Here is a 22,082-nt window from a genome sequence, read left to right as displayed (position 1 = left end):
GAATAAGGAAACTCCCCTGTGAGTGAATTGCACACGCACCAACTTCTGACCGACGAAACCGGCACTGAAACGATCGAGCCGGAAGAGACCATCATCTCGGACGAAAAGCCGCACGAGATCGAGGAGAAATCCTTTGCGGACTACAACGTCCGCGCCGACATCGTCGAGTCCCTGGCCGACGCCGGAATCACCCACCCCTTCCCCATCCAGGCAATGACGCTGCCCGTGGCCCTCGCCGGCCATGACATCATCGGCCAGGCCAAGACGGGCACCGGCAAAACCCTGGGCTTCGGCATCCCCGCGCTGCAGCGCGTGGTGGGACGCGACGACCCCGGCTACGACAAGCTGGCAGTCCCGGGCGCTCCGCAGGCACTGGTGATCGTTCCCACCCGCGAACTCGCCGTCCAGGTTGCCAAGGACCTGGAGAACGCCGCCCGGAAGCGCAACGCACGCATTGCCACCATTTACGGCGGCCGCGCCTATGAGCCGCAGGTGGATGCCCTGCAGAAGGGCGTCGAGATCGTCGTCGGCACCCCCGGCCGCCTCATCGACCTGTACAAGCAGAAGCACCTGAGCCTGAAGAACGTCAAGATCGTCATCCTCGATGAGGCCGACGAGATGCTGGACCTCGGCTTCCTGCCGGACGTCGAGACGTTGATTGCCGGGACCCCTGCCGTCCGCCAGACCCTGCTGTTCTCGGCCACCATGCCCGGCCCGGTCATCGCCATGGCCCGCCGTTACATGACCCAGCCCACGCACATCCGTGCGGCTGACCCGGACGATGAAGGCCTGACCAAGCGCGACATCCGCCAGTTGATCTACCGTGCACACAGCATGGACAAGATCGAAGTCGTGGCCCGCATTCTGCAGGCACGCGGCCGTGGCCGCACCATCATCTTCACCAAAACCAAGCGCACTGCCGCCAAGGTGGCCGAGGAACTGGTGGACCGCGGGTTCGCCGCAGCCGCCATTCACGGCGACCTGGGCCAGGGTGCCCGCGAACAGGCCCTCCGGGCCTTCCGCAACAACAAGGTTGACGTCCTGGTGGCCACCGACGTCGCAGCCCGCGGCATCGACGTCGACGACGTCACGCACGTGATCAACTACCAGTGCGTCGAAGACGAAAAGATCTACCTGCACCGCGTGGGCCGCACCGGCCGCGCCGGCAACAAGGGCACCGCCGTGACGTTCGTCGACTGGGACGATATGCCCCGCTGGGGCCTGATCAACAAGGCGCTGGGGCTCAGCGTGCCGGAGCCGGTGGAAACCTACTCCTCATCCCCGCACCTCTATGAAGAACTGGACATCCCGGAAGGCACCAAGGGGCGCCTGCCCCGCGACAAGCGCGTTCTGGCCGGCGTCGACGCCGAGGTCCTGGAGGACCTGGGCGAGACCGGCAAGAAGACCCCCCGCACTTCGGGCGGACGTGACACCGCCCGCGGCGGGAGCACCGGCGGCGGACGTGACAGCGGCCGCTCCGGCGGACGCGATTCCCGCCGCAGCGAGGCCGGCGGCAGCCGGGACGGCGCCGGGCGTGACGGCGGACGTTCAGGTGACCGCCGCCGTCGTTCTTCCGACAACGCCGCAGCAGCCGCTCCGGCGGCCGACGCAGCTCCCGTGGCCGCAGCGCCCGCCTCGGCACCGGCCGAGGTGGACCGGGCAACGCGCGCACGACGCCGCACCCGCACCCGTCGACGCAATGGCGAGGTAGTAGGCGGCGGTAACGCAGCGCAGGATGGCGCACAACGCGGCAATGCCGAGGCCTAAACCCCTCAATGACTGACACCGTCTGGGCGCCGGACGGCAGCAACCTGGTGGTACACGCGGATAACGCCGAGTACCTCCCCACGCTGCCGGACGGCGCCTTCACACTCATCTACGTTGACCCGCCCTTCAACACGGGCCGGGCCCAGACACGCCAGCAGACCACCATGGTCCGCAACGCTGAAGGCAGCGGCGACCGCGTGGGGTTCAAGGGCCGCTCCTACGACACGATCAAAGGCGCCCTGCACAAGTACGACGACGCCTTCAGCGACTACTGGTCCTTCCTGGAGCCCAGGCTCGTGGAGGCGTGGCGGCTGCTGGCCGACGACGGCACCCTCTACCTGCACCTGGACTATCGGGAAGTCCATTACGCCAAGGTCATGCTGGACGCCATCTTCGGCCGGGAGTGCTTCCTGAACGAAATCATCTGGGCCTACGACTACGGAGCCCGGGCGAAGTTCCGATGGCCCACCAAGCACGACAACATCCTGGTGTACGTCAAGAACCCGGCCAAGTACCACTTCAACAGCGCTGAAGTGGACCGCGAGCCGTACATGGCGCCCGGACTGGTCACGCCGGAAAAGCGGGAACTGGGGAAGCTTCCCACCGACGTCTGGTGGCACACCATCGTCTCCCCCACCGGCAAGGAGAAGACCGGCTACCCGACGCAGAAGCCCGAAGGGCTGATCCGCCGCGTGGTGGCCGCCTCCAGCAGGCCGGGTGACTGGTGCCTGGACTTCTTCGCCGGATCCGGCACGCTCGGAGCCGTCGCCGCGAAACTGGACCGGAAATTCGTCTGCGTGGACCAGAACCAGCCGGCCATCGATGTCATGGCCAAGCGCCTCAGTGGCCACGCGACCTTTACCTCGTTCCCGCCCAACTAGGGACGGACGACGGCGGTTCCGCTGGCCTGCTCTTCAATCCTCGCCAGGACGTCGGGGTCCGTGAGGTTCTCGCCCAGCAGGTTCGGCTTGCCGGTGCCGTGGTAGTCCGAGGAGCCCGTGACCAGCAGGCCATGCTCTTCAGCGAGTGCACGGAGCATGGTCCGGCCTTTCTCCGGGTTGTCGCGGTGGTTGACCTCCAGGCCGGCCAGGCCGGCGTCGATCATCTCCAGGTAGGTGCGCCTGCCCACCACCCTGCCCCGGGCGGACGCCACCGGATGGGCGAACACGGGCACGCCTCCCGCCTCCCTGACCAGGGCCACGGCGAAGGCCGGATCCGGCGCGTAGTGCTGGACGAAGTACCGGGACTGCGATGTCAGGATCGAGGCAAAAGCCTCTGTCCGGTCCGCGACCACCCCGGCCGCCACCAGGGCATCGGCAATGTGCGGCCGCCCCAGCGTTGCACCCGGTGCCACATGGTGGATGACGTCGTCCCAGGTCAGCGGGTAATCCTCGGCCAGGAGGGTGACCATGCGTTCGGCCCGGATGAGGCGCGCGTCCCTGGCCTTGGTGATTTCCTCCAGCAGGCCGGGATGCGCCGGATCATGGAGGTAACTGAGCAGGTGGACGCTGATGCCCTCCACGGTCCGGCAGGAAATCTCCATGCCGGGCACCAGGACAATGCCCTCGGTCCGGGCCGCCGCTGACGCTTCCGCCCAGCCGTCGGTGGAATCGTGGTCGGTCAGGGCCACCACGTCCAGGCCCGCGGCTGCGGCGGCCGCCATCACCGCTGCGGGCGCCTCCGTGCCGTCGGAAACATTCGAGTGGGCATGCAGATCAATCCTCACCTGCCCAGCCTAGTAGATGGCCGGTGCAGATGGCCGGTGCAGTGTTCGGTGCAGTGTGGCCGGTGGCTATGGCCAGTCCGCTGGTGAGACGATGGGACGGTGAACGATGCAGCCAACACCTACAACGGTGAAAATACAGCAAACCAGCCCCTCGAAGAGCGCGTCAACAACCGCTCGCAGCGGCCCAGTTCCGACGCCTTCAAGGCCTTCATGGCCAGCAACTGGGCGCCGTCGGCACAAGAGCTCCCCGATCGGGACGCCGTGGCCGATCACGCCGCCGCCCGGCGTCGCACCATTTCCGGCCTGTTCAAGGGCGAACGCCTGGTGGTTCCTGCCGGGCCGCTTAAGGTCCGCTCCAATGACTGCGACTACCGCTTCCGCCCCCACTCAGGTTTTGCCCATCTGACAGGCCTGGGCCTCGACCACGAGCCCGATGCCGTGCTCATCTTCGAACCGGTTGAAGAAGGAAAGGGCGACGACGGCGGGAACCACCACGCCACTCTTTACTTCCGGCCCCTCGCCGGCCGGGACACCGAACAGTTCTATGCAGACTCCCGCTCGGGCGAATTCTGGATCGGTGCCCGCCCCACGCTGGCAGAATTCGAGCGCAGGCTGGGCCTTGCCACGGCCCACATCGACGAGCTCGAACTGGCAATCACCAAGAACGTGGGCGCCCCGGAAATCGGTGGCATCTCCATCCGGCTGGTGCGCAAGGTGGACGAGAACATCGACGCCCTGGTGGACACGGCCCGTTACAACACGGCCAAGGACCCGGACAACCTGGACCTGGGCGTGCTGGATGCCCTTGATGAGAAGCTCACCGAGGCCCTCTCCGAACTTCGCCTGCTCAAGGATGCGTGGGAAGTCGAGCAGATGAGGATCGCCGTAGCCGCCACCGTGGAAGGGTTCACCGAGGTGGTGAAGGCCCTCCCCCGGGCCCTGACGCACCAGCGCGGCGAGCGCGTGGTCGAGGGCGCTTTCTTTGCCCGTGCCCGGGAAGAGGGCAATGAGCTGGGCTACGACACCATCGCGGCCTCCGGCAACAACGCCACCGTGCTGCACTGGACCCGGAACACCGGATCCGTCAACGCCGGCGAGCTGCTGCTGCTGGATGCCGGCGTTGAGGCCGACTCCCTCTACACGGCCGACGTGACCCGCACCCTGCCCGCAAACGGGACGTTCACCGAGGTCCAGCGCAAGGTATATGAGGCTGTCCTGGATGCGGCGGACGCGGGCTTCGCTGCGGCGCAGCCCGGCACCAAGTTCCGCGATATCCACACGGCCGCCACCACTGTGCTCGCCGAGCGCCTGGCGGAATGGGGCCTGCTGCCCGTATCCGTCGAAGAAGCCATCAGCCCGGAGGGCCAGCAGCACCGCCGCTGGATGCCCCACGGCACCAGCCACCACCTTGGCCTCGATGTGCACGACTGCGCCCAGGCCAAGCGCGAGCTCTACCTGGACGGCGTCCTTACCCCGGGAATGGTGTTCACGATCGAGCCGGGCCTGTACTTCAAGAACGAAGACCTCGCGATTCCGGCGGAATACCGCGGCATCGGCGTCCGGATCGAGGATGACATCCTGATGACTGCCGACGGTCCGGTCAACCTCAGCGCCGCGCTCCCCCGCAAGGCGGACGACGTCGAGTCCTGGATGGCGGGCATCTACCAGGAAGCAGAGCACTCACAGCCGTAAATCGATTAAAACAAAGGCCTCCGTCCGGATCATCCGGACGGAGGCCTTTGTTATGGGAGCGCTACTGCTGGCTGCCGCCCTCAGGGGCCTCCTGTTTGGGGCCGCCCTCCTGTGTGTGCGCGTCGGTGACGCGGACACCGTACTGCGGCCGGCCATCCGGTAGGTCAGGGTAGCGCACTGCGGGCTTCGGCGCGGCCTGATGCTGCTCCTCGGAAGGGGCCTCCGGTCCGTGGCCGGGCACAGGGCCGGCGTGCGCGCCCACGGGCGGCCGGCTCCCCGCTTCGGGCGTCCTCTGGCCGTAAGGATCGTTCCAGCCCGCAGGCCGCTGGGGTCCGGTTCCCTGCTGGGGGCTGTGCTCCGGTCCCGGCTGATGCCCCGGCTGGTTCTGGTAGCCGCCATGGCCGTATGATCCGGCGCCGGCGGCGGCATCCGACGTGGTCATGGGCAGTTGCTGCAGCATCCGCCGCGCCTCGTGGGAAGCCTCAAAGGCCACTACGACGTCGTAGTTGGTGGCCACCACCTGGCTGGTTGAGGTGAAGTCGCGCTTTCCGCGCTGCATGGCGTAGGTGACGATGCCGAAGAGCATGAAGAACGCCGCACCCATGAGGACCGACGTCACAATAGAGAAGTAGCCGCCGGTGGGCGAGAAGAAGGACAGCATGACGCCGACGAACAGGCCAAACCACATACCGCTCAGCGCGCCCGACAATGCCACCCGGGGGTAGCTCAGCCGTCCGGTGACGCGCTCCACCATCTTCAGGTCGTTGCCCACGATGGACACGAGCTGGACGGGGAACTGCTGGTCTGCGAGATAGTCCACCGCCTTTTGGGCGTCCAGATAGGAGGTATACGAACCGACGGTGTCCCCGGCCGGAACCGTGCGGAACTCATCCGGCCCGTTCGGGGTACCGGCCTTCGGGGCACCAAAAATGTTTGACATACATCCATTCTTGCCCATCCGGCTGTGTGCAGGCTGAAATTCAGCTAAAAGAGAGCAGACTCGGTAGCCTGTACAAGTGAGCACAAATCTTTCGCGGGTGTTTGTTGCGCGCCTTCTCGGACTGGATGTCTTCGACCCACTGGGCGACCGGCTTGGCAGGCTGCGCGATGTTGTCGTGCTCTCGAGGGGAACGAGGGGCGCACCGCACGTGGTGGGCATCGTGGTGGAAGTGCCGGGCAAGAAGCGGGTTTTCGTCCCGATGACCCGGATCACCTCGATCGACCAGACCCAGATCATCTGCACCGGACTGGTGAACCTGCGCCGCTTTGAACAGCGCGGCGCGGAAACCCTGGTGGTGGCCGAAATGTTCGACCGCCGCGTGACTTTGGCGGACGGCAGCGGCGACGCCACCATCGAGGACATCGCCATGGACCGCCACCGGTCCGGCGACTGGTTCGTCAGCAAGCTCTTCGTGCGCCGCGGCCACTCCCTTTCGCCGCTGAGCCGGCTCCGCCGCAACGAGACCATGATTATCGACTGGGCCGATGCCCAGCAGGGTGCCAGGACGGAGCCACAGGCCGCTACCCAATTCGTGGCGACTCACGAGGACCTGAAACCGGCCGACTTCGCCGAAGCGCTCCAGGAGATGAGCGACAAACGCCGCTTCGAAGTGGCCAGCGAACTGCAGGACGAACGGCTCGCTGACGTCCTGCAGGAAATGCCCGAGGGCGACCAGGTGGAGATCCTCTCCGCCTTGGACGTCAACCGCGCCGCAGACGTCCTCGAAGAGATGGATCCGGACGACGCCGCCGACCTCCTGGCCGAACTCCCCTCTGCGCAGGCCGAGGAACTGCTCCAGCTCATGGAACCCGAGGGGGCTGAGGACGTCCGGCGCCTCCTGGAGTATGACGAAGACACTGCCGGCGGCCTCATGACGCCTGTTCCGGTCATCCTCCCGCCCGAGGCCACCGTGGCCGAAGCGCTGGCCCACGTCAGGCGCGAGGAGCTCTCACCGGCCCTCGCATCATCGATCTTCATTGCCCGGCCCCCGCTGGAAACACCTACCGGGCGGTTCCTCGGCGTAGTCCATATCCAGCAGCTCCTGCGTTACCCACCACCCGAGCCGCTCGGAAACCTGGTGGACAAGAACCTGGAACCGGTGTCGGACCAGGCCCACATCAGCGAGGTGGCCCGCGCCCTGGCCACCTACAACTTGAATTCCCTACCGGTAGTCAATGCGGACGGTCGCCTTGTGGGGGCGGTGACTGTTGATGACGTGCTCGATCACCTGCTGCCGGACGACTGGCGCGCCCACGATGACGATGCCCCGATAAGGAAGCTTGGAGGCCGCATTGGCTGATCTCAGCTCACCCCGCAACCCCCAAAACCGCCCGGGAGGCAAGGCCAGCGGCGGCCTGGACACCCCGCTGAGCGGACGCCAGCGGATCCTGCCAAAGTTCTCACCGAACCCTGACGCCTTCGGCCACGCCACGGAAGGCTTCGCCCGCTTTATGGGCACTCCGCAGTTCCTCGTGTACATGACGGTGTTCTGCCTCTTCTGGCTCGCCTGGAACACCTGGGCGCCGCTGGACTGGCAATTCGACTCCCGTGAACTCGGTTTCACATTGCTGACGCTAATGCTCTCCCTGCAGGCGTCCTATGCGGCCCCGCTGCTGCTGCTCGCCCAGAACCGGCAGGACGACCGTGACCGCGTGTCGCTGCAGCAGGACCGACAGCGCGCCGAACGCAATCTGTCGGACACCGAATACCTCACCAGGGAACTGGCGTCGCTGCGCATCGCTCTGCGCGAAGTTGCCACCCGTGACTACGTCCGCGCCGAACTCCGCAGCCTCCTGGAGGACATGCTGGAGGCACAGGAAGAACTCCGCACGCACGATCCGTCCGGTACCGGCAGCCATGAGTCCCCCAGGGACAAGGTCAAGGACCGGCTGAAGGAGCGGCGCGACAAGCAGCGCAACCCGCGGACCCAGCAGATCCCCAAGGTCAAGCCGGAACATCCCGGATACCCTGCGCACCTCAATTCCCCCGAAAGCTGAGCACTGACCGTATGAGCACCCCCCTGGACCAGGCAGTGGACGCTGCACTGGCCACTGTCATCGATCCCGAACTGCGCCGTCCCATCACCGAACTCGGCATGGTGGAGTCGGTTGATATCGGCGACGACGGCCGGGTCAGGCTCGTTGTGCTGCTCACCATTGCAGGTTGTCCGCTGCGCGGCACCATCACCGCGGACTCCGAGGCTGCGCTGTCGGCGGTCCCCGGGGTGACCGCCGTCGATGTCGAGCTCAAAGTCATGACGCAGGAACAGCGGGACGCGCTGAAGGAGCAGCTCCGCGGACCCGGGGGCCAGCGCGGCATTCCGTTCAACCAGCCCGGTTCCTTCACGAAGGTCTTTGCCGTGGCCAGCGGCAAGGGCGGTGTGGGCAAGTCCTCCGTCACCGTCAACCTCGCCTGTGCCATGGCCGCGCAGGGCCTGCGCGTCGGCATCATCGACGCCGATGTGTACGGCTTCTCGGTCCCGGCCCTGATGGGCATCGACCAGGCCCCCACCCGCGTGGACGACATGATCCTGCCGCCGGTGGCCTACGGCGTGAAGGTCATTTCCATCGGCATGTTCGTCAAGGGCAACCAGCCGGTCGCGTGGCGGGGACCCATGCTTCACCGGGCCCTCGAGCAGTTCCTCACCGACGTCTACTTCGGCGACCTGGACGCACTCTTCCTCGACCTGCCGCCGGGCACAGGCGACATCGCCATCTCCGTGGCCCAACTGCTTCCGAAGGCCGAGATCCTGGTGGTGACCACACCGCAGACCGCTGCCGCCGACGTCGCCGAGCGGGCGGGCGCCATCGCCACGCAAACGGGTCAGTCCGTGGCCGGGATTGTGGAGAACATGTCCTACCTTGAAATGCCCGACGGCGGCAGGATGGAACTGTTTGGCAGCGGCGGCGGCGCCGTCCTCGCCGAAAGGCTGACCGCGACGGTCGGGGCGGATGTGCCCCTCCTGGGCCAGATTCCGCTGGACATCCTGCTGCGCGAAGGCGGCGACGCCGGCCAGCCGATCGTGCTCGGCCGCCCCGAGACTCCTGCGGCCAAGGCCCTGGCGGGCATTGCGGGGGTGCTTGCGGCGAGGCCGCGCGGCCTGACGGGAATGAAGCTGGGCCTGCAGCCCCGGTGAAATGGGCCCGGTAATTACGCCCGGCGAAATACCGGCCTAGGTGGCCTCGGAGTCGAACGGTGCACGCTCGCCATCGGCCAGCCGTTCAATAACGCGTGCCGGGCGCTCTTCCGCGTAGGACGCGGCGGAGGCCGAGGCAACGGCTGCAACCGCTGCCGGCGCACCGGCGCTGACGGGCTTGGTGTCGTCGTCGAGCAGGGCTTCCTTGATAATCCGGCGGGGATCGTACTGGCGCGGGTCGTATTTCTTCCAGTCGACCTCGTCGATGTCGATGCCGACTTCGTCCTTGATCTGTTCCCGGGCGCCGGACGCCATCCGACGGACTTCCTTGACCAGGTTCGCCAGTTTCTGCGTGTATTCGGGCAGCCGGCTGGGGCCGATCACCAGGACGCCGATGATCAGCAGAAGAAAAAACTCCGGACCGTTGATTCCAAACACCTTAGGAAGATTACCCTCTCCGGCACACTGGTGACGATTCTGACGCGGGCCGCACAACAGCGGCCCCGTCGGGCAGCCGCCTCATGGTGTCAAAAGCTCCACAATGCGCCCCAGCCCGCGCTGCAGCCTTGCGGTCAGGTCTTCCGGGGCTGCCGCGGTGCCGCCGGCCGCTGCGGCCCCTGTAACGTCCTTGGTACTGTGCACCGGCGTGACCGAACCTGAGCGGACCAACTCCGCCACGCCGTCGTCGGCCGTGTCGGCGGGCAGGTCCGAAATGTAGGTGAACGTCACGCCCGGCGCCTGGTAAATGGCACGCCACGGGGCTGAGTCGTTGATCCAGAGCGCCCCGGCCCCGCCTGCGGGAGTGCCGGCGGCGCCCTGGTGCGCAGCAACAAATCCGTCCTCCGCCGCGGGACGGCCCGTCAGGATATTCGTGGGCGACGAGACGGGCACGGCGGATGGTGCCGCGCCTGCCGGGCCTGGTTGCGGATGCTGTTCCAGCACGGTGGCAAAATGCTTCCCGTCGGTGAGCCTCACTTCCAGGACGCCCTGCCCCGCCACAGCTTCACGCCGGGCCCAGAGCATGTGGAAGCCCATGTTCCGCAACTCCGGGCATGACCATCCCTGCGCGCGAAGTCCCTCAATATCGGCGCTTGTCAGCATGCCGGCCGAACCCAGGGAGGCGGAGCCCGTCGAGGACGGCAGCCCGAACGTGGCTTCCTCCTGCTGGACCGACGTTGCGGGTGCGCCGCCTGCCTCGGGCGTGGGATCGCCGGCTACTAAATAAGCTGCGGCAGTGACCACGCCGGCCGCGGCAACGGCACCGCCTGCTGCGAGGGCCAAGGCCCTCAGTGCCGGGGACCCTGCTACGGTTCGGCCGGGGGCGGGCTGCCGGGCAGCGGTGTTCCCGGCCGTCACGGATGCCGTTGCCAGCTGCTGCGTCCGGGCCAGCAGCCTGGCCGTGAAGTCATCGCTCGCGGCCGGGATCGAGGCGCGGCGCATGCGCTCAAGATACTGGCGCTCACGCCACTGCACCGACATGCATTCTGGGCATGACTTTATGTGCTCTGCACTGCGTCCGCGCTTGCTGCGCGGCAGGAGTCCGCGCGTACAGTTGCCTCCAAGGCCACGCAGCAGGTTTCTCAGCTGACCCATGGAGCCGATCAGAGGATGCCGGCGATGCGCGGCAGTTTGAGCCGCGGCTTGAGGGACTGCCTGGTGCGGGGATCCCGGTGCGCAAGCTTTTCCCGGAGCATGGTGCGACCGCGGTGGATGCGGGACCGCACGGTTCCGAGTTTGACGCCAAGCGCCTCGGCCACCTCATCGTAGGACAGGCCTTCGAGATCGCACAGGACGACGGCGGCGCGGAAGTCCGGCGGCAGTTCCTCCAGGGCGGCCTGGACGTCGAGGTCCAGGTTGTTGAATTCGAAGCTCTGTTCCGGGCCGGGCTCGCGGCCGGGCAGACGTGATTCGGCGTCTTCGGCGAGGGCATCAAAGCGGATGCGGCTCTTGCGGCGCGCCTGGTCCAGGAAAAGGTTGGTGGTGATCCGGTGCAGCCAGCCGTCGAGGGTGCCGGGCTTGAAGTTCTCCAGCGACCTGAAGACGCGGACGAACACCTCCTGCGTGAGGTCCTCGGCGTCGTACTTGTTGCCGGTCAAACGGTAGGCAAGGCGGTAGACCTTGGCGGAGTGGTTGGTTACCACTTCCTCCCAGGTTGGCCTGACCCACTCCGCTTCTGACTGGGCCACTGAATCTTCAATTGCCGGGACAGGTGCCACAACTGATGCTGACATCGTCCACTCCCCTCGTGGATGGTACTAACGCCTGGACGGTGCTGACACCAGTGCTTCGGCGCCGATCACCTCCTGGATGAGCGGATTACCATCATTTCAAAGTTGGCTGGGAATTTCCTGACTATCCCGGGGCTTCAGCCTTGGGCGGAAACCCGCGCGGCCCGCGCGGCCGGGACAGTGGTTCCCGTCACATCCGGAAGCAGCCACAGCCCGCCGGGCCGTCACCTCCGGGCCGGGCACCGCCTGACACAGTACGCTGTTAGGAACAATCCCCTTGCCGCCCAGAAAGCGAATCCTCATGAGCGCCGATAAGTCCACGAGCTGGTCCTACGCAGAAGATCTGCCTGCCGAGGATGAAGTATTGCTGCATGCTCGGGAGCGTTCCTTTGAGCTGGGCGTCACGCCGGTCGGACCTGGCGTGGGAGCGGTGCTGACGGTGCTGGCGGCAGCTTCGAAAGCGCAGACGGCTGTGGAAATCGGAACAGGAGCCGGCGTCTCCGGCGTCTGCCTGCTGCGCGGCCTTGGCCCCCAGGCGGTCCTGACCACCATCGACGTGGACGTGGAACATCTCAGGGCGGCACGGGAGGCATTCCAGGAAGCCGGAAGCCCTGCCAACCGCACACGCACCATTTCCGGACGTGCCGGTGACGTCCTGCCGCGGCTGACCGACGGCGCCTACGATCTGGTGTTCATTGATGCGGACAAGCCGGGCACCCCGGGGTATGTGGAGCAGGCCATCCGGCTGCTGAAACGCGGCGGCTTGCTGGTCATCAACGACGCGCTGGACAAGGACCGCGTTGCCAACCCGGCGGCCCGGGATTCAACCACCGTGGTTCTACGCCAAGTGGGCAAGGCAATTCGCGACGACGAACGGCTGGCTTCGGCCATGCTGCCCACCGGTGACGGGCTTTTGGTAGCGGTCAAGAAATAAGGAAGGGCCCGCAGCCAAAGGCCGCGGGCCCTACCCGGGCAAATCTATTCGGTAACGCCGACGAGGCATTCCTTGAGGTTTGCCGCCTCTGCCGCGTTAAGTTCGACCACAAGCCGCCCCCCGCCTTCGAGCGGCACACGCATAATCAAGCTGCGGCCCTCTTTGGTTACTTCCATAGGGCCGTCGCCGGTGCGTGGTTTCATAGCCGCCATGAGGAAAATCCCCTCCAATAGTCCCAGGACCTACCAGCCCGGGCGGGCTGTGGCCGCGTCGTCAATCAAGCCGCTATGGCGGCCTAGCAGCTACCGCCATGGCTGAACAGTTGTGAATGCAATTTGTTCATGCTTAACCCCTATTATCCTGTAATTACCCGGCTGTAGCTAATTGATGGATTTTCTTCATCACTTGGAAAATTGTGGCCGACTGTGTCGTGCGTCATAGTCCTGCAGGCCGGCTCACGGCGGATAGTCGCCCCCGCCTGGCAGCTGGGCCCAGGCCCACAGCCACACGATCCAGACAATCTGGAGCAGGACGAACATGGTGACCACCGTTCCGCGGTAGGCGCGGGAACGCGACATGAGGGCTGCACTCAGCGCCAGCGGGAAGAGCGGCAAGAGCATCCGGAACGTGCTGGTCTGGGGATGCAGGAACACGAGCAGATAACCCATGTAGCAGACGCACCAGAGCCGCAACTCTGTCCCCAGCGCCGCCACGGGAGAAGATGTCATGACAAGCCCGAAGGCCGCTACAAATACAAATGGAGCCAGCACCCCCAATACCGGCCCGAACAGCTGGATTCCGGTGTCGAACCACGGCTTAAAGGGCACAAGGTCGTGGCCGCGCCAGACGGTTTCCGTCTTGGTGTAGGCCGCAGGATCTCCGGTGACGGCCCAGGCAATGGCAGGCCACAACAGGGCGCTGAGCCCGCTGACCACGGTCAAGACCGCCAGGCCCAGGAGGTCCCGTCCGCTGTGAGGCGGGGCCTCGTCGCCGCGTCGGATGCCGGGACGCGCGCGCTCCCACAGACGGTAGGCGAGCAGCCCTCCCGCCATGGCGGCAAACGGAATCCCTGTAGGCCGGGAAAGGCACATGAGGACGACTACCGGCATCGCCCACAGATATCGCCTCTGCACGACCAGGAGGAGTGCCGACGCCAGCAGCAGAAGGTTCAGCGACTCGGCATAGGGAACCTGGAGGACGGCGGCCACGGGGAACGTGGAAAAGAAGGCTACCCCCCACATCGCCGTGCGGTGGGCGGCTTTCTGCCGGAAGAGGCGATACACCACCAGGGCGGCGCCCAGCCCGGCAGCCATCGCAATGAAGGTGAGGGCCAGCGCGGGGTCCATGCCCGTCATGGCCGAGACTGCCCGTCCCAGCATCGGAAAGAGCGCATAGAAAGCCCAGGCGTTCTCCTTGACGTTCCCGCCGTCGTCCAGGGGAAGCTGGCTCGGGTAGCCGTTCAGGAGTATCTCGCCGTACCAGCGGGCGTCCCAGATATTGATGAAGTTCCAGTAATCAGGCTTTGCGGGAAACCACGGGTTGACTCCCTGGTGGAGGGCGGCCGCCATGAAGATGCAGGCGCTGACAACCCGCGCGGCAGCGTACACGGAGGCCACCTGCGCCCACCACGGCCATCTGCCCGCGCGCGCGGCGGCTGACACCATCTTTTTCCGAACCAGGGCGTTCAGTCCCGGGTTACCTTCCTGCACCACCCGTCCCGCGGACGTGCCCTGTTGGCTCAAGGCACGCTCTCCCCCGGCTGCGCCGGCGTACGGAGTTCCATCCGCAGCCGTTCAATTTCGTGGTCCTTGGCGGCTAGCTGGTCGCGGAGGTCGTCCAGGACCTGGTCCACCTGATCCATGCGGTAACCACGCAGCCCAAGCGAAAACCGGATCCGGTCAACATCGGCAGGTGATGCCTCGGCCGGGAGCAGCACGGGGGGCAGCGAGGCCACGGGATCGTCGAAACCGGCCAGGAGCGGGGACTCCCGGGACCGCCGGCGTCGAAAAACACCCGACGCGGACCCCCCTCCGAAGAAGAGCGCGGCGCCGATCAAAGCGATGGCGAGGAATATCAGGAAGAAACTCACAGGATCCATCGTGCCAGACGCCGTCGCGGCTGTTATTCCGGCCGCTGGTTGCCGTTCGGCCCGCCCCCGCCATTGCCTGCGCTGCTTCCCGGCGACGGCCGGATGGCGCCGTGGATGACCAGGTCCACGGCGTGGCCGGGCTCATCGACAACCTGGATGAGGCTCAGGTCCTTCTCAGAGATCATGCCGTCTTCCACAAGCGTGCCCCTGATCCAGTCGATCATGGGTCCCCAGAAGGCAGTCCCAAGGAGGACGATGGGGAACGAGGTGACCTTCCTGGTCTGGACCAGGACCATCGCCTCGAAGAGTTCATCCAGGGTGCCGAGGCCGCCGGGCAGCACAATGAAGCCCTGGGCATATTTCACGAACATCGTTTTGCGCGCGAAGAAATATCGGAAGTTGATCCCAAGGTCCACCCACTGGTTGAGGCCCTGTTCAAACGGGAGCTCAATGCCAAGCCCCACGGAGACGCCGTTTCCCTGGACGGCCCCCTTGTTGGCCGCCTCCATGGAGCCCGGGCCGCCACCGGTAATGACGGCGACTCCCGCTTCGGCCAGTTTGCGGCCCACCTCAACGCCCAGCTCGTAGTAGACGGAACCGGGTTTGGTGCGGGCGGATCCGAAGACGCTGACGGCCGGCCCCAGGTCAGCGAGGGCACCAAAGCCTTCCACGAACTCGCTCTGGATCCTGAGCACGCGCCAGGGATCCGTGTGGACGAACTGGCCCGGTCCCTTTGTGTCCAGCAGGTGCTGGTCCGACATCTCCACCGCCGCCTGTTTGCGCCGCAGCTCCAGCGGACCCTTGTGACGGGTGGCAATGGGAGGTACTGGAGTTGGAGAAGGCTGCGGATCGGTACTCATCCACCAAGGCTAGCGCGGTTCGACAAGCCCGGCCGTCCGGCGCGTCGGAACCCCCAGCAGCGGGCACCCGGGCCGCTGACCAGCAGGTATCTCTTGAATTACGATCTGCATGAAGTTGGAGTGATTGGCGTCATATCCCGCTAATGTTCGCTAGATTCTCTCTTATGACTACTCAAGTGCCCGGCGATGCGCTCGTCTCCCTGAAAGCCGTGAACAAGCACTACGGCCAGCTGCACGTACTGAAGGACATCAACCTCAACGTCCGCAAGGGCGAAGTTGTTGTGGTCATCGGACCATCCGGTTCCGGTAAATCGACTCTCTGCCGGGCCATCAACCGTCTCGAGACCATCGATGACGGCAAGATCGCCATCGACGGCAAGGAACTCCCGGAGGAAGGCAAGGAACTCGCCAAGCTGCGGGCCGATGTCGGGATGGTCTTCCAGTCTTTCAATCTCTTTGCCCACAAGACGATCCTCGAGAATGTCACCCTGGGGCCGATCAAGGTCAAAGGGGTGCCCAAGGCCCAGGCCGACAAGGACGCCATGGCACTGCTTGAACGCGTCGGCGTCGGACACCAGGCGCCCAAGCTGCCGGCACAGCTGTCCGGCGGCCAGCAGCAGCGCGTGGCAATTGCCCGCGCCCTGGCCATGAAGCCGAAGGTCATGCTCTTTGACGAGCCCACCTCTGCCCTTGACCCGGAGATGATCAACGAAGTCCTTGACGTCATGATCCAGCTGGCCAAGGAAGGGATGACCATGATCGTGGTCACCCACGAAATGGGCTTCGCCCGTAAAGCGGCTGACCGCGTGGTGTTCATGGCGGACGGCCAGATCGTCGAGGACGCCACACCCGAGGAGTTCTTCACGAACCCGCAGAGCAACCGGGCCAAGGATTTCCTCTCCAAGCTCCTCACACACTGATTCCCCGAGACCGCACCAACTCAGTTCGCACCCCGGCCACCACAGTGGCCGCCAATGAAAGGTAATGTCATGAAGGCATTTTTGACCCGACGAAAGTCCTTTGTGGTTGCAGCATCGGCAGCCCTCGCTCTGACACTGAGCGCCTGCGGCGGCGGCGGCGGAACCACCAGCAACCCCTCAGTCGCGGAGAAGCCGACCTTTGCGGCAGGCAGCACCATGGAGAAGCTCTCCAAGGCCGGTTCCATCAAGATCGGCACGAAATTTGACCAGCCGCTTTTCGGCCAGGTCGGCCTGGACGGCAAGCCCATCGGTTTTGACGTTGAAATGGGCAAGCTGATTGCTGCCAAGCTGGGCATCCCTGCCGACAAGATTGAATGGTCCGAGACTGTTTCGGCCAACCGCGAACCTTTCATCGAGCAGGGCAAGGTGGATCTGGTCATCGCCACGTACACCATCAACGACAAGCGCAAGCAGGTCGTCAGCTTCGCCGGACCCTATTACGAGGCCGGACAGGCCCTGATGGTCAACAAGGACAACGACACCATCAAGAAGCCCGAAGACGTCAAGGGCAAGAAAGTCTGCTCCGTGACGGGTTCCACCCCCGCAGGCACCATTGTGGAGAAGTACGGAGCCGTACTCGTTCCCGCCGCTACGTACTCGGCCTGCCTGGAGCCGCTGCGCAACAAGCAGGTGGAAGCCATCACCACGGACAACGTGATCCTGGCCGGCTTTGTGGATAAGGAACCGGAAGCTTTCAAGCTGGCCTCGGACGAAACCTTCACCAAGGAGCCTTACGGCATCGGCCTGAAGAAGGATGACGCCGTTTTCCGCAACTGGATCAACGACCAGCTGGAAGAGTTCAGCAAGGACGGGTCTTACAAGAAGGCCTGGGAAGCGACCGCGGGCTCCGTCATTAAGACCGCCCCCGAACTCCCTGCCATTGTTCGTTACTAAATAACGCAGGGCGGTTGCCGGAGTCCGATCCGACGCGATTCCGGCAGCCGCCAACCCATCTTCGCTCCCGTCCGCGACACACAGCCGAAGGATGTTATGGACGTCATCATCGCAAACCTGCCACTTTACTGGGAAGGCTTTCTCCGAACCCTGTTCCTGTCTGCCGTATCCGGAGTCATTGCCTTAGTGCTGGGAACCGTGCTGGCCGCAGCCCGGGTCTCCCCCGTTGCCGCCCTCCGCGGTTTCAGCATGACCTACGTGGAGATCCTGCGGAACACCCCCCTGACCATCGCCTTCTTCTTTGCCGCGATCGTCCTCCCCAGGCTCGGGGTGAAATTCGAGCAGTTTGAAGTGGCCGCGATCATCGCCCTCAGCGCTTACACAGCTGCCTTCATCGCCGAGGCTGTCCGCTCCGGTGTCAACAGCGTTCCCGTCGGTCAAGCCGAAGCCGCACGGAGCATCGGCATGAAATTCGGGCAGGTGCTGTCGCTGATCATCCTGCCCCAGGCGTTGCGGACGGTCATCCCGCCGTTGATCAACATTCTGATCGCGCTTGTGAAGAACTCCTCCGTTGCCGGCGCGTTCTTCGTCCTGGAACTGTTCGGCTACGGCCGTCAGCTCGCCAATTCCAACGGTGATGCAGTACTGGCCGTTCTCCTCGGAGTGGCCTTCTTCTACCTGCTGATCACTGTTCCGCTGGGCATCCTGGCGAGCACCGTCGAACGAAAGGTGGCGATCGCCCGATGAGTTCAGTTCTGTATGACGTCCCGGGGCCAAAAGCCCGGAGGGTCTCACTGATCGGTTCCGTTGTAGGTTCCCTCCTGATCCTTGGCCTGCTGGCCTGGATCATCAGCACGCTGGCTCAGCAAGGTATCTTCGAGGGACGCCGCTGGGCCATCTTCACCCGCGCGGATGTTTGGACGCTGCTGGGCAACGGCATCGGCGCAACCCTGAGCGCTGCCGCTGTGGCCGCCGTCATCGCGTTCCCCCTGGGGCTGCTGCTCTGCCTGCTGCGGATTTCCGACCTCGCCGCCATCCGGGTTCCCACCCGGATTGTGCTGGAATTCCTCCGGGGCATGCCCGTGGTACTGATGATGTTTTTCGTCCTGCTGGTCTTTGGGACCAACCAGTTCATCGCGGTGGTGGCGGGCCTTGTCCTGTACAACGCGGCCGTTTTCGCGGAGATCATCCGCGCCGGCATCCAGTCCCTGCCCAAGGGCCAGCGCGAAGCAGGCCTGACCATTGGACTGACAAGCTTCCAGTCCCGCATGATCATTGAGCTCCCGCAGGCCGTTCGCCGGATGATGCCCTCGCTCGTGGCCCAGCTCGTGGTTCTGCTGAAGGACACGTCCTTGGGTTACATCGTTGCCTACGGTGAGCTGCTGCGGGCGGTGCAGGTCATGGCTGACTTCCTGGGAACGCAGTTCCTGTTCCCGGTCTTCTTCGTGGCCGCCGCGATCTACATTGCCATCAATATCTGCGTTTCGCGCATCGCAGTATGGATCGAACGCCGCGGCTCCAAAAAGGCCGCCGGCGGCGTGGCCAAAGCCGAGCCTGAGCCGATTGAAGCCGAAGTGGCCTAGCAATCTCGACGTGCAGTACCAAGAAGGCCCGGATCAACAGATCCGGGCCTTCCGTCGTAATTCGTGCGGTGTACCTGCCTAGCCGGCCAGCCACGTCCGCAGCGCACGCAAGCATTCGCGGATCGCGTCGGCGTCGACGTGTTCGTTGTCCTTGTGCGCCAGCAGCGGATCGCCGGGGCCGAAGTTCACGGCGGGAATCCCCAGCTCACTGAAGCGCGCGACGTCGGTCCAGCCGTACTTGGGTTTCGGTTCCGCACCGACCGCGGCCACAAAGGACGCGGCGGCAGGATGGTTCAGACCGGGACGCGCGCCGGCGGCGCTGTCCGTTTTGACGACGTCGAACCCGTCGAGAAGTTCCCGAACGTGGGCTTCGGCCTGCTCCGGCGTCTTGTCCGGAGCAAAGCGGTAGTTGATTTCCACCACGCAGCGGTCGGGGATGACATTGCCGGCGGTGCCCCCGTTGATCTTTACCGCGTTGAGGCTTTCGCGGTAGTCCAGGCCGTCCACATTGATGGTGGCCGGTTCATAGGCGGCCAGCCTGGCGAGGATAGGGGCCGCGGCGTGGATGGCGTTGCTGCCCATCCAGGCCCGGGCGGAATGCGACGCTTCGCCGACGGTGGTTGCTTCGAAGCGCATGGTGCCGTTGCATCCGCCTTCCACAGTCCCGTGTGTCGGCTCCAGCAGGATGGCAAAGTCGCCGTTCAGGAGCTCGCCATGGTTGCGGACCAGGCGCCCGAGTCCGCTCTTCACCGCTTCCACTTCCTCATGGTCGTAGAACACGAAGGTGACGTCCTTGCCCGGTTCCGCGCCGCCGTCGAACATTGTTGCCGCCAGTGCCAGCTGCACCGCGACTCCGCCTTTCATGTCCGTGGTGCCGCGGCCGTACAGCAGCCCTTCCCCCGGCGCGCCGGACGGCCAGAACGATGGGACGGTGCCCAGTGCCCCTTCGGTGGTCGGCAGGGGCACTGTATCCAGGTGCCCGGCCAGGATGATCCGCTCCGGGCGGCCCAGGTCGGTACGGGCAATGATGGAATCGCCGTCCCGGACGATCTTGAGCTGCGGAATCTTCAGCAGGGCGTGTTCGACGGCGTCGGCAAGTTCCTTCTCGTTGGCCGAAACGCTGTTGATGTCGATGAGCGCAGCAGTGAGGAGGGCGACGTCCTGGCGGAGATCCAGGCGGACAGAGGCGGTTTGAGCAGTCACGATGACAGTCTAGTTCGAGACCTGCTCCCGCCTCTCGATAGACTGGGACCATGACTGAAACCGCTGCTGCTTCCGCCGTGCCCGCTGACAATTCCGCGTCCGCCGACGCCCGCTCCGCCTATGGCTACGGTGTGGCCACCATTTCCACCCGTAACGGTGAGGCCACGGTGCTGGACGTCTGGTTCCCGGCGCCGTCCCTTGGAACAGCAGCGGACAGCCTCCGGAACGTGGAAAGCGCCGACCCCGTGCTGGCCGAGATCGCTGCCGCCGGCGCCGACGCGGACCGCGGCACGGAACAGCAGGTTGTTTTCGTCCAGGTGCACCTGGACGAAGCCCCCGCCGATACGGCGGATGCCTACCTGCGCCTGCACCTGCTCTCGCACCGGCTGGTCCGGCCCAACACCATCAACCTGGACGGTATCTTCGGCAAGCTCCCCAACGTCGTGTGGACGAACTTCGGCCCGGCTGCCGTTGACGGCTTCGAAATGACCCGGGCAAGGCTGCGCAAGCGCGGCGCCGTGACGGTCTACGGCGTGGACAAGTTCCCCCGCATGGTCGACTACGTGGTGCCTGCAGGTGTCCGGATCGCCGACGCCGACCGCGTCCGGCTTGGCGCGTACCTTGCCGAGGGCACCACGGTGATGCACGAAGGGTTCGTCAATTTCAACGCCGGCACCCTGGGCACCTCCATGGTCGAAGGCCGTATCTCAGCGGGTGTCGTCACGGGCGACGGCACCGATGTTGGCGGCGGCGCGTCGATCATGGGCACCCTGTCCGGCGGCGGCAAAGAGAAGATCTCCCTCGGCGAACGCGTGCTGCTGGGCGCGAACTCCGGTGTGGGCATCAGCATCGGCGACGACTCGGTAGTGGAGGCCGGCCTGTACGTCACGGCCGGGACCCGCGTCCGCGTGATCGGGCCGAAGGACGCCGACGGCGAGGACACCACCCGGGTGGTCAAGGCAGTTGAGCTCTCCGGTGTGCCCAACCTGTTGTTCCGCCGCAATTCGGCGAGCGGCGCTGTTGAGGTGCTCCCCCGAAAGGGCCAGACCGTGGAACTCAACGAGGCACTCCACGCCAACTGATTCCCCCCGTCCGCACACGTCAACCGGCCCGTCCAGGGCCTGAGGGAGTAGCCCCGTGTCACGGAGACGCGGCCTGCGCCGCCTGCTAGTGCTGGGGCTGGCCCTGGCCCTGATTGCCGGCGGAATTTACACAGCCGTGAACTTTATCCAGCGCTCGGAAACGCTCATTGCCGAGAAGTGCACCTCCGTCGTCGGGTCGCGGAAGGCCGAGTTGGCCACGGACCAGGCTGCCAACGCGGCCCTGATCACCGCCGTCGCCGTGCGCCGGGGGCTGCCGCCCCGGGCGGCGAGCATCGCTTTGGCGACTGCCATGCAGGAGTCCAAGCTGCGCAACATCGAGCACGGGGACAAGGCCGGGCCGGATTCGCGCGGACTGTTCCAGCAGCGCCCCTCGCAGGGCTGGGGCACCGAAGAACAGGTGATGGACCCCTATTATTCGACCGGGGCCTTCTACGACGCCCTGGTGAAGATTCCGGGGTATGAGTCAATGGAAGTCACGGCTGCCGCGCAACAGGTCCAGCGCTCGGCCTTCCCGGCAGCCTATGCCGAGCATGAGGACATGGGCCGGGCCTTTGCCTCCGCCCTGACCGGGCAGTCTCCCGCTGCGTTGGACTGCACCCTCAAGTCTCCGGAGGGTGCCGGTGATGTCCAGGCCGTTCTCGCCGAGATCAACGCGGCTTTCGGGAACGTCCGGGCGTCGGCAGACGGCACCACGATCGTGCTGGAGGCGGACGGCAGCGAGGCGTGGGCCCTTGCGCAGTGGGCCGTCGCGAACGCGAAGTCCCTGTCGGTGACGGAGGTCGGAGTGGAGGGACGCAGCTGGGACCGCGCGTCCAGGAACGGCTGGCAGCCCTCGGAAGCCCAGTCCGGCCAGGTCACGGTTACGGTCGCCGCCGGGGCTTCCTGAC

The 22,082-nt window shown here is 65.4% G+C and carries 23 protein-coding genes; 13 read left to right on the top strand and 10 right to left on the bottom strand.

Annotation, left to right across the window (positions count from 1 at the left end):
- The first annotated feature begins 18 nt into the window (after positions 1 to 18).
- Positions 19 to 1,767, top strand: coding sequence for a DEAD/DEAH box helicase (locus tag ACFVWT_RS03485; RefSeq protein ID WP_390245246.1), 1,749 nt, complete (start codon positions 19 to 21; stop codon positions 1,765 to 1,767).
- An 8-nt stretch (positions 1,768 to 1,775) separates the two neighbouring features.
- Positions 1,776 to 2,648, top strand: coding sequence for a DNA-methyltransferase (locus ACFVWT_RS03480; protein WP_390245244.1), 873 nt, complete (start codon positions 1,776 to 1,778; stop codon positions 2,646 to 2,648).
- Here ACFVWT_RS03480 and ACFVWT_RS03475 read toward each other — a convergent pair.
- Positions 2,645 to 3,493 carry a PHP domain-containing protein gene (locus ACFVWT_RS03475; protein WP_390245242.1) on the bottom strand — a complete coding sequence of 283 codons (849 nt, stop codon included), beginning with the start codon at positions 3,491 to 3,493 and terminating at the stop codon, positions 2,645 to 2,647. The genes ACFVWT_RS03480 and ACFVWT_RS03475 overlap by 4 nt on opposite strands.
- Before the next feature lie 99 nt (positions 3,494 to 3,592).
- On the opposite strand from ACFVWT_RS03475, the gene ACFVWT_RS03470 reads away from it, so the two are divergent.
- Positions 3,593 to 5,185 carry an aminopeptidase P family protein gene (locus tag ACFVWT_RS03470; protein WP_390245240.1) on the top strand — a complete coding sequence of 531 codons (1,593 nt, stop codon included), beginning with the start codon at positions 3,593 to 3,595 and terminating at the stop codon, positions 5,183 to 5,185.
- Between the two features lie 61 nt (positions 5,186 to 5,246).
- Here the strand turns inward: ACFVWT_RS03470 and ACFVWT_RS03465 are convergent, their stop codons facing one another.
- The gene (locus tag ACFVWT_RS03465; RefSeq protein WP_390245238.1) at positions 5,247 to 6,125 is read right to left on the bottom strand and encodes a general stress protein; all 879 of its coding nucleotides are present in this window, start codon (positions 6,123 to 6,125) and stop codon (positions 5,247 to 5,249) included.
- 76 nt (positions 6,126 to 6,201) lie between these two features.
- On the opposite strand from ACFVWT_RS03465, the gene ACFVWT_RS03460 reads away from it, so the two are divergent.
- The 3 genes from ACFVWT_RS03460 to ACFVWT_RS03450 are packed head-to-tail and all read left to right on the top strand — an operon-like array spanning position 6,202 to position 9,321.
- A complete protein-coding gene (locus tag ACFVWT_RS03460) occupies positions 6,202 to 7,485 on the top strand; it encodes a magnesium transporter MgtE N-terminal domain-containing protein (protein ID WP_390245236.1) in 1,284 nt (427 codons plus the stop codon).
- On the top strand, positions 7,466 to 8,182 hold the full coding sequence (locus ACFVWT_RS03455; protein ID WP_390245234.1) for a DUF1003 domain-containing protein: 717 nt from the start codon (positions 7,466 to 7,468) through the stop codon (positions 8,180 to 8,182). The genes ACFVWT_RS03460 and ACFVWT_RS03455 overlap by 20 nt, the downstream gene beginning before the upstream one ends.
- An 11-nt stretch (positions 8,183 to 8,193) precedes the next feature.
- The gene (locus ACFVWT_RS03450) at positions 8,194 to 9,321 is read left to right on the top strand and encodes an Mrp/NBP35 family ATP-binding protein (RefSeq protein ID WP_390245232.1); all 1,128 of its coding nucleotides are present in this window, start codon (positions 8,194 to 8,196) and stop codon (positions 9,319 to 9,321) included.
- 36 nt (positions 9,322 to 9,357) lie between these two features.
- Here ACFVWT_RS03450 and ACFVWT_RS03445 read toward each other — a convergent pair whose 3' ends face one another.
- From ACFVWT_RS03445 to sigE, 3 genes are all read right to left on the bottom strand, one after another.
- The gene (locus ACFVWT_RS03445; RefSeq protein ID WP_390245230.1) at positions 9,358 to 9,759 is read right to left on the bottom strand and encodes a Sec-independent protein translocase TatB; all 402 of its coding nucleotides are present in this window, start codon (positions 9,757 to 9,759) and stop codon (positions 9,358 to 9,360) included.
- An 81-nt stretch (positions 9,760 to 9,840) separates the two neighbouring features.
- Entirely contained in the window at positions 9,841 to 10,800 is a 960-nt protein-coding gene (locus ACFVWT_RS03440) for an anti-sigma factor (RefSeq protein WP_390245228.1), read from the bottom strand.
- Positions 10,801 to 10,922: 122 nt separating this feature from the next.
- Positions 10,923 to 11,552, bottom strand: coding sequence for an RNA polymerase sigma factor SigE (gene sigE / locus ACFVWT_RS03435; RefSeq protein WP_011692635.1), 630 nt, complete (start codon positions 11,550 to 11,552; stop codon positions 10,923 to 10,925).
- A gap of 298 nt (positions 11,553 to 11,850) precedes the next feature.
- On the opposite strand from sigE, the gene ACFVWT_RS03430 reads away from it, so the two are divergent.
- On the top strand, positions 11,851 to 12,483 hold the full coding sequence (locus ACFVWT_RS03430) for an O-methyltransferase (RefSeq protein WP_390245226.1): 633 nt from the start codon (positions 11,851 to 11,853) through the stop codon (positions 12,481 to 12,483).
- Between the two features lie 44 nt (positions 12,484 to 12,527).
- On the opposite strand, the gene ACFVWT_RS03425 is transcribed toward ACFVWT_RS03430, so the two are convergent.
- From ACFVWT_RS03425 to ACFVWT_RS03410, 4 genes are all read right to left on the bottom strand, one after another.
- Positions 12,528 to 12,695 (bottom strand): DUF3117 domain-containing protein, encoded by a 168-nt coding sequence (locus ACFVWT_RS03425; RefSeq protein WP_009357720.1) that lies wholly within the window; start codon positions 12,693 to 12,695, stop codon positions 12,528 to 12,530.
- A gap of 243 nt (positions 12,696 to 12,938) precedes the next feature.
- Positions 12,939 to 14,147, bottom strand: a complete 1,209-nt coding sequence (locus ACFVWT_RS03420; RefSeq protein ID WP_390247052.1) for a hypothetical protein — start codon at positions 14,145 to 14,147, stop codon at positions 12,939 to 12,941.
- A gap of 74 nt (positions 14,148 to 14,221) precedes the next feature.
- A complete protein-coding gene (locus ACFVWT_RS03415; protein WP_390245224.1) occupies positions 14,222 to 14,581 on the bottom strand; it encodes a DivIVA domain-containing protein in 360 nt (119 codons plus the stop codon).
- 23 nt (positions 14,582 to 14,604) lie between these two features.
- On the bottom strand, positions 14,605 to 15,432 hold the full coding sequence (locus tag ACFVWT_RS03410; RefSeq protein ID WP_390245222.1) for a TIGR00730 family Rossman fold protein: 828 nt from the start codon (positions 15,430 to 15,432) through the stop codon (positions 14,605 to 14,607).
- Between the two features lie 164 nt (positions 15,433 to 15,596).
- Here ACFVWT_RS03410 and ACFVWT_RS03405 point away from each other — a divergent pair, with 164 nt between their 5' ends.
- The 4 genes from ACFVWT_RS03405 (at position 15,597) to ACFVWT_RS03390 (ending at position 18,889) form a co-directional block, all read left to right on the top strand.
- The gene (locus ACFVWT_RS03405; protein WP_043429919.1) at positions 15,597 to 16,352 is read left to right on the top strand and encodes an amino acid ABC transporter ATP-binding protein; all 756 of its coding nucleotides are present in this window, start codon (positions 15,597 to 15,599) and stop codon (positions 16,350 to 16,352) included.
- Positions 16,353 to 16,421: 69 nt separating this feature from the next.
- The gene (locus ACFVWT_RS03400; protein WP_390245219.1) at positions 16,422 to 17,306 is read left to right on the top strand and encodes a glutamate ABC transporter substrate-binding protein; all 885 of its coding nucleotides are present in this window, start codon (positions 16,422 to 16,424) and stop codon (positions 17,304 to 17,306) included.
- A 96-nt stretch (positions 17,307 to 17,402) separates the two neighbouring features.
- A complete protein-coding gene (locus ACFVWT_RS03395) occupies positions 17,403 to 18,053 on the top strand; it encodes an amino acid ABC transporter permease (protein WP_390245217.1) in 651 nt (216 codons plus the stop codon).
- The gene (locus ACFVWT_RS03390; protein ID WP_390245215.1) at positions 18,050 to 18,889 is read left to right on the top strand and encodes an amino acid ABC transporter permease; all 840 of its coding nucleotides are present in this window, start codon (positions 18,050 to 18,052) and stop codon (positions 18,887 to 18,889) included. Before ACFVWT_RS03395 ends, ACFVWT_RS03390 begins: the two co-directional genes overlap by 4 nt.
- Positions 18,890 to 18,967: 78 nt before the next feature.
- Here ACFVWT_RS03390 and dapE read toward each other — a convergent pair whose 3' ends face one another.
- Entirely contained in the window at positions 18,968 to 20,092 is a 1,125-nt protein-coding gene (dapE, locus tag ACFVWT_RS03385; RefSeq protein WP_390245213.1) for a succinyl-diaminopimelate desuccinylase, read from the bottom strand.
- Between the two features lie 50 nt (positions 20,093 to 20,142).
- On the opposite strand from dapE, the gene dapD reads away from it, so the two are divergent.
- Together dapD and ACFVWT_RS03375 are read left to right on the top strand one after the other, a co-directional pair.
- Positions 20,143 to 21,174: a 2,3,4,5-tetrahydropyridine-2,6-dicarboxylate N-succinyltransferase gene (dapD, locus tag ACFVWT_RS03380; protein WP_390245211.1), complete on the top strand. Its 1,032-nt coding sequence runs from the start codon at positions 20,143 to 20,145 to the stop codon at positions 21,172 to 21,174.
- 55 nt (positions 21,175 to 21,229) lie between these two features.
- Positions 21,230 to 22,081, top strand: coding sequence for a hypothetical protein (locus ACFVWT_RS03375; RefSeq protein ID WP_390245209.1), 852 nt, complete (start codon positions 21,230 to 21,232; stop codon positions 22,079 to 22,081).
- The last annotated feature ends 1 nt before the right edge of the window (position 22,082 follow it).

Source organism: Arthrobacter sp. NPDC058288 (assembly GCF_042880995.1).
Classification (GTDB): Bacteria; Actinomycetota; Actinomycetes; order Actinomycetales; family Micrococcaceae; genus Arthrobacter.
This window is presented reverse-complemented; position numbering and strand designations above follow the sequence as displayed.

Coding starts and splice junctions, on each gene's coding strand:
- ACFVWT_RS03480 (WP_390245244.1), top strand. CDS start 1,776: ATGACTGACACCGTCTGGGCGCCGGACGGCAGCAACCTGGTGGTACAC.
- ACFVWT_RS03420 (WP_390247052.1), bottom strand. CDS start 14,147: ATGGTGTCAGCCGCCGCGCGCGCGGGCAGATGGCCGTGGTGGGCGCAG.
- ACFVWT_RS03425 (WP_009357720.1), bottom strand. CDS start 12,695: ATGGCGGCTATGAAACCACGCACCGGCGACGGCCCTATGGAAGTAACC.
- ACFVWT_RS03430 (WP_390245226.1), top strand. CDS start 11,851: ATGAGCGCCGATAAGTCCACGAGCTGGTCCTACGCAGAAGATCTGCCT.
- dapD (WP_390245211.1), top strand. CDS start 20,143: ATGACTGAAACCGCTGCTGCTTCCGCCGTGCCCGCTGACAATTCCGCG.
- ACFVWT_RS03465 (WP_390245238.1), bottom strand. CDS start 6,125: ATGTCAAACATTTTTGGTGCCCCGAAGGCCGGTACCCCGAACGGGCCG.
- ACFVWT_RS03390 (WP_390245215.1), top strand. CDS start 18,050: ATGAGTTCAGTTCTGTATGACGTCCCGGGGCCAAAAGCCCGGAGGGTC.
- sigE (WP_011692635.1), bottom strand. CDS start 11,552: ATGTCAGCATCAGTTGTGGCACCTGTCCCGGCAATTGAAGATTCAGTG.
- ACFVWT_RS03395 (WP_390245217.1), top strand. CDS start 17,403: ATGGACGTCATCATCGCAAACCTGCCACTTTACTGGGAAGGCTTTCTC.
- ACFVWT_RS03410 (WP_390245222.1), bottom strand. CDS start 15,432: ATGAGTACCGATCCGCAGCCTTCTCCAACTCCAGTACCTCCCATTGCC.
- ACFVWT_RS03440 (WP_390245228.1), bottom strand. CDS start 10,800: ATGTCGGTGCAGTGGCGTGAGCGCCAGTATCTTGAGCGCATGCGCCGC.
- ACFVWT_RS03400 (WP_390245219.1), top strand. CDS start 16,422: ATGAAGGCATTTTTGACCCGACGAAAGTCCTTTGTGGTTGCAGCATCG.
- ACFVWT_RS03405 (WP_043429919.1), top strand. CDS start 15,597: ATGACTACTCAAGTGCCCGGCGATGCGCTCGTCTCCCTGAAAGCCGTG.
- ACFVWT_RS03450 (WP_390245232.1), top strand. CDS start 8,194: ATGAGCACCCCCCTGGACCAGGCAGTGGACGCTGCACTGGCCACTGTC.
- ACFVWT_RS03415 (WP_390245224.1), bottom strand. CDS start 14,581: ATGGATCCTGTGAGTTTCTTCCTGATATTCCTCGCCATCGCTTTGATC.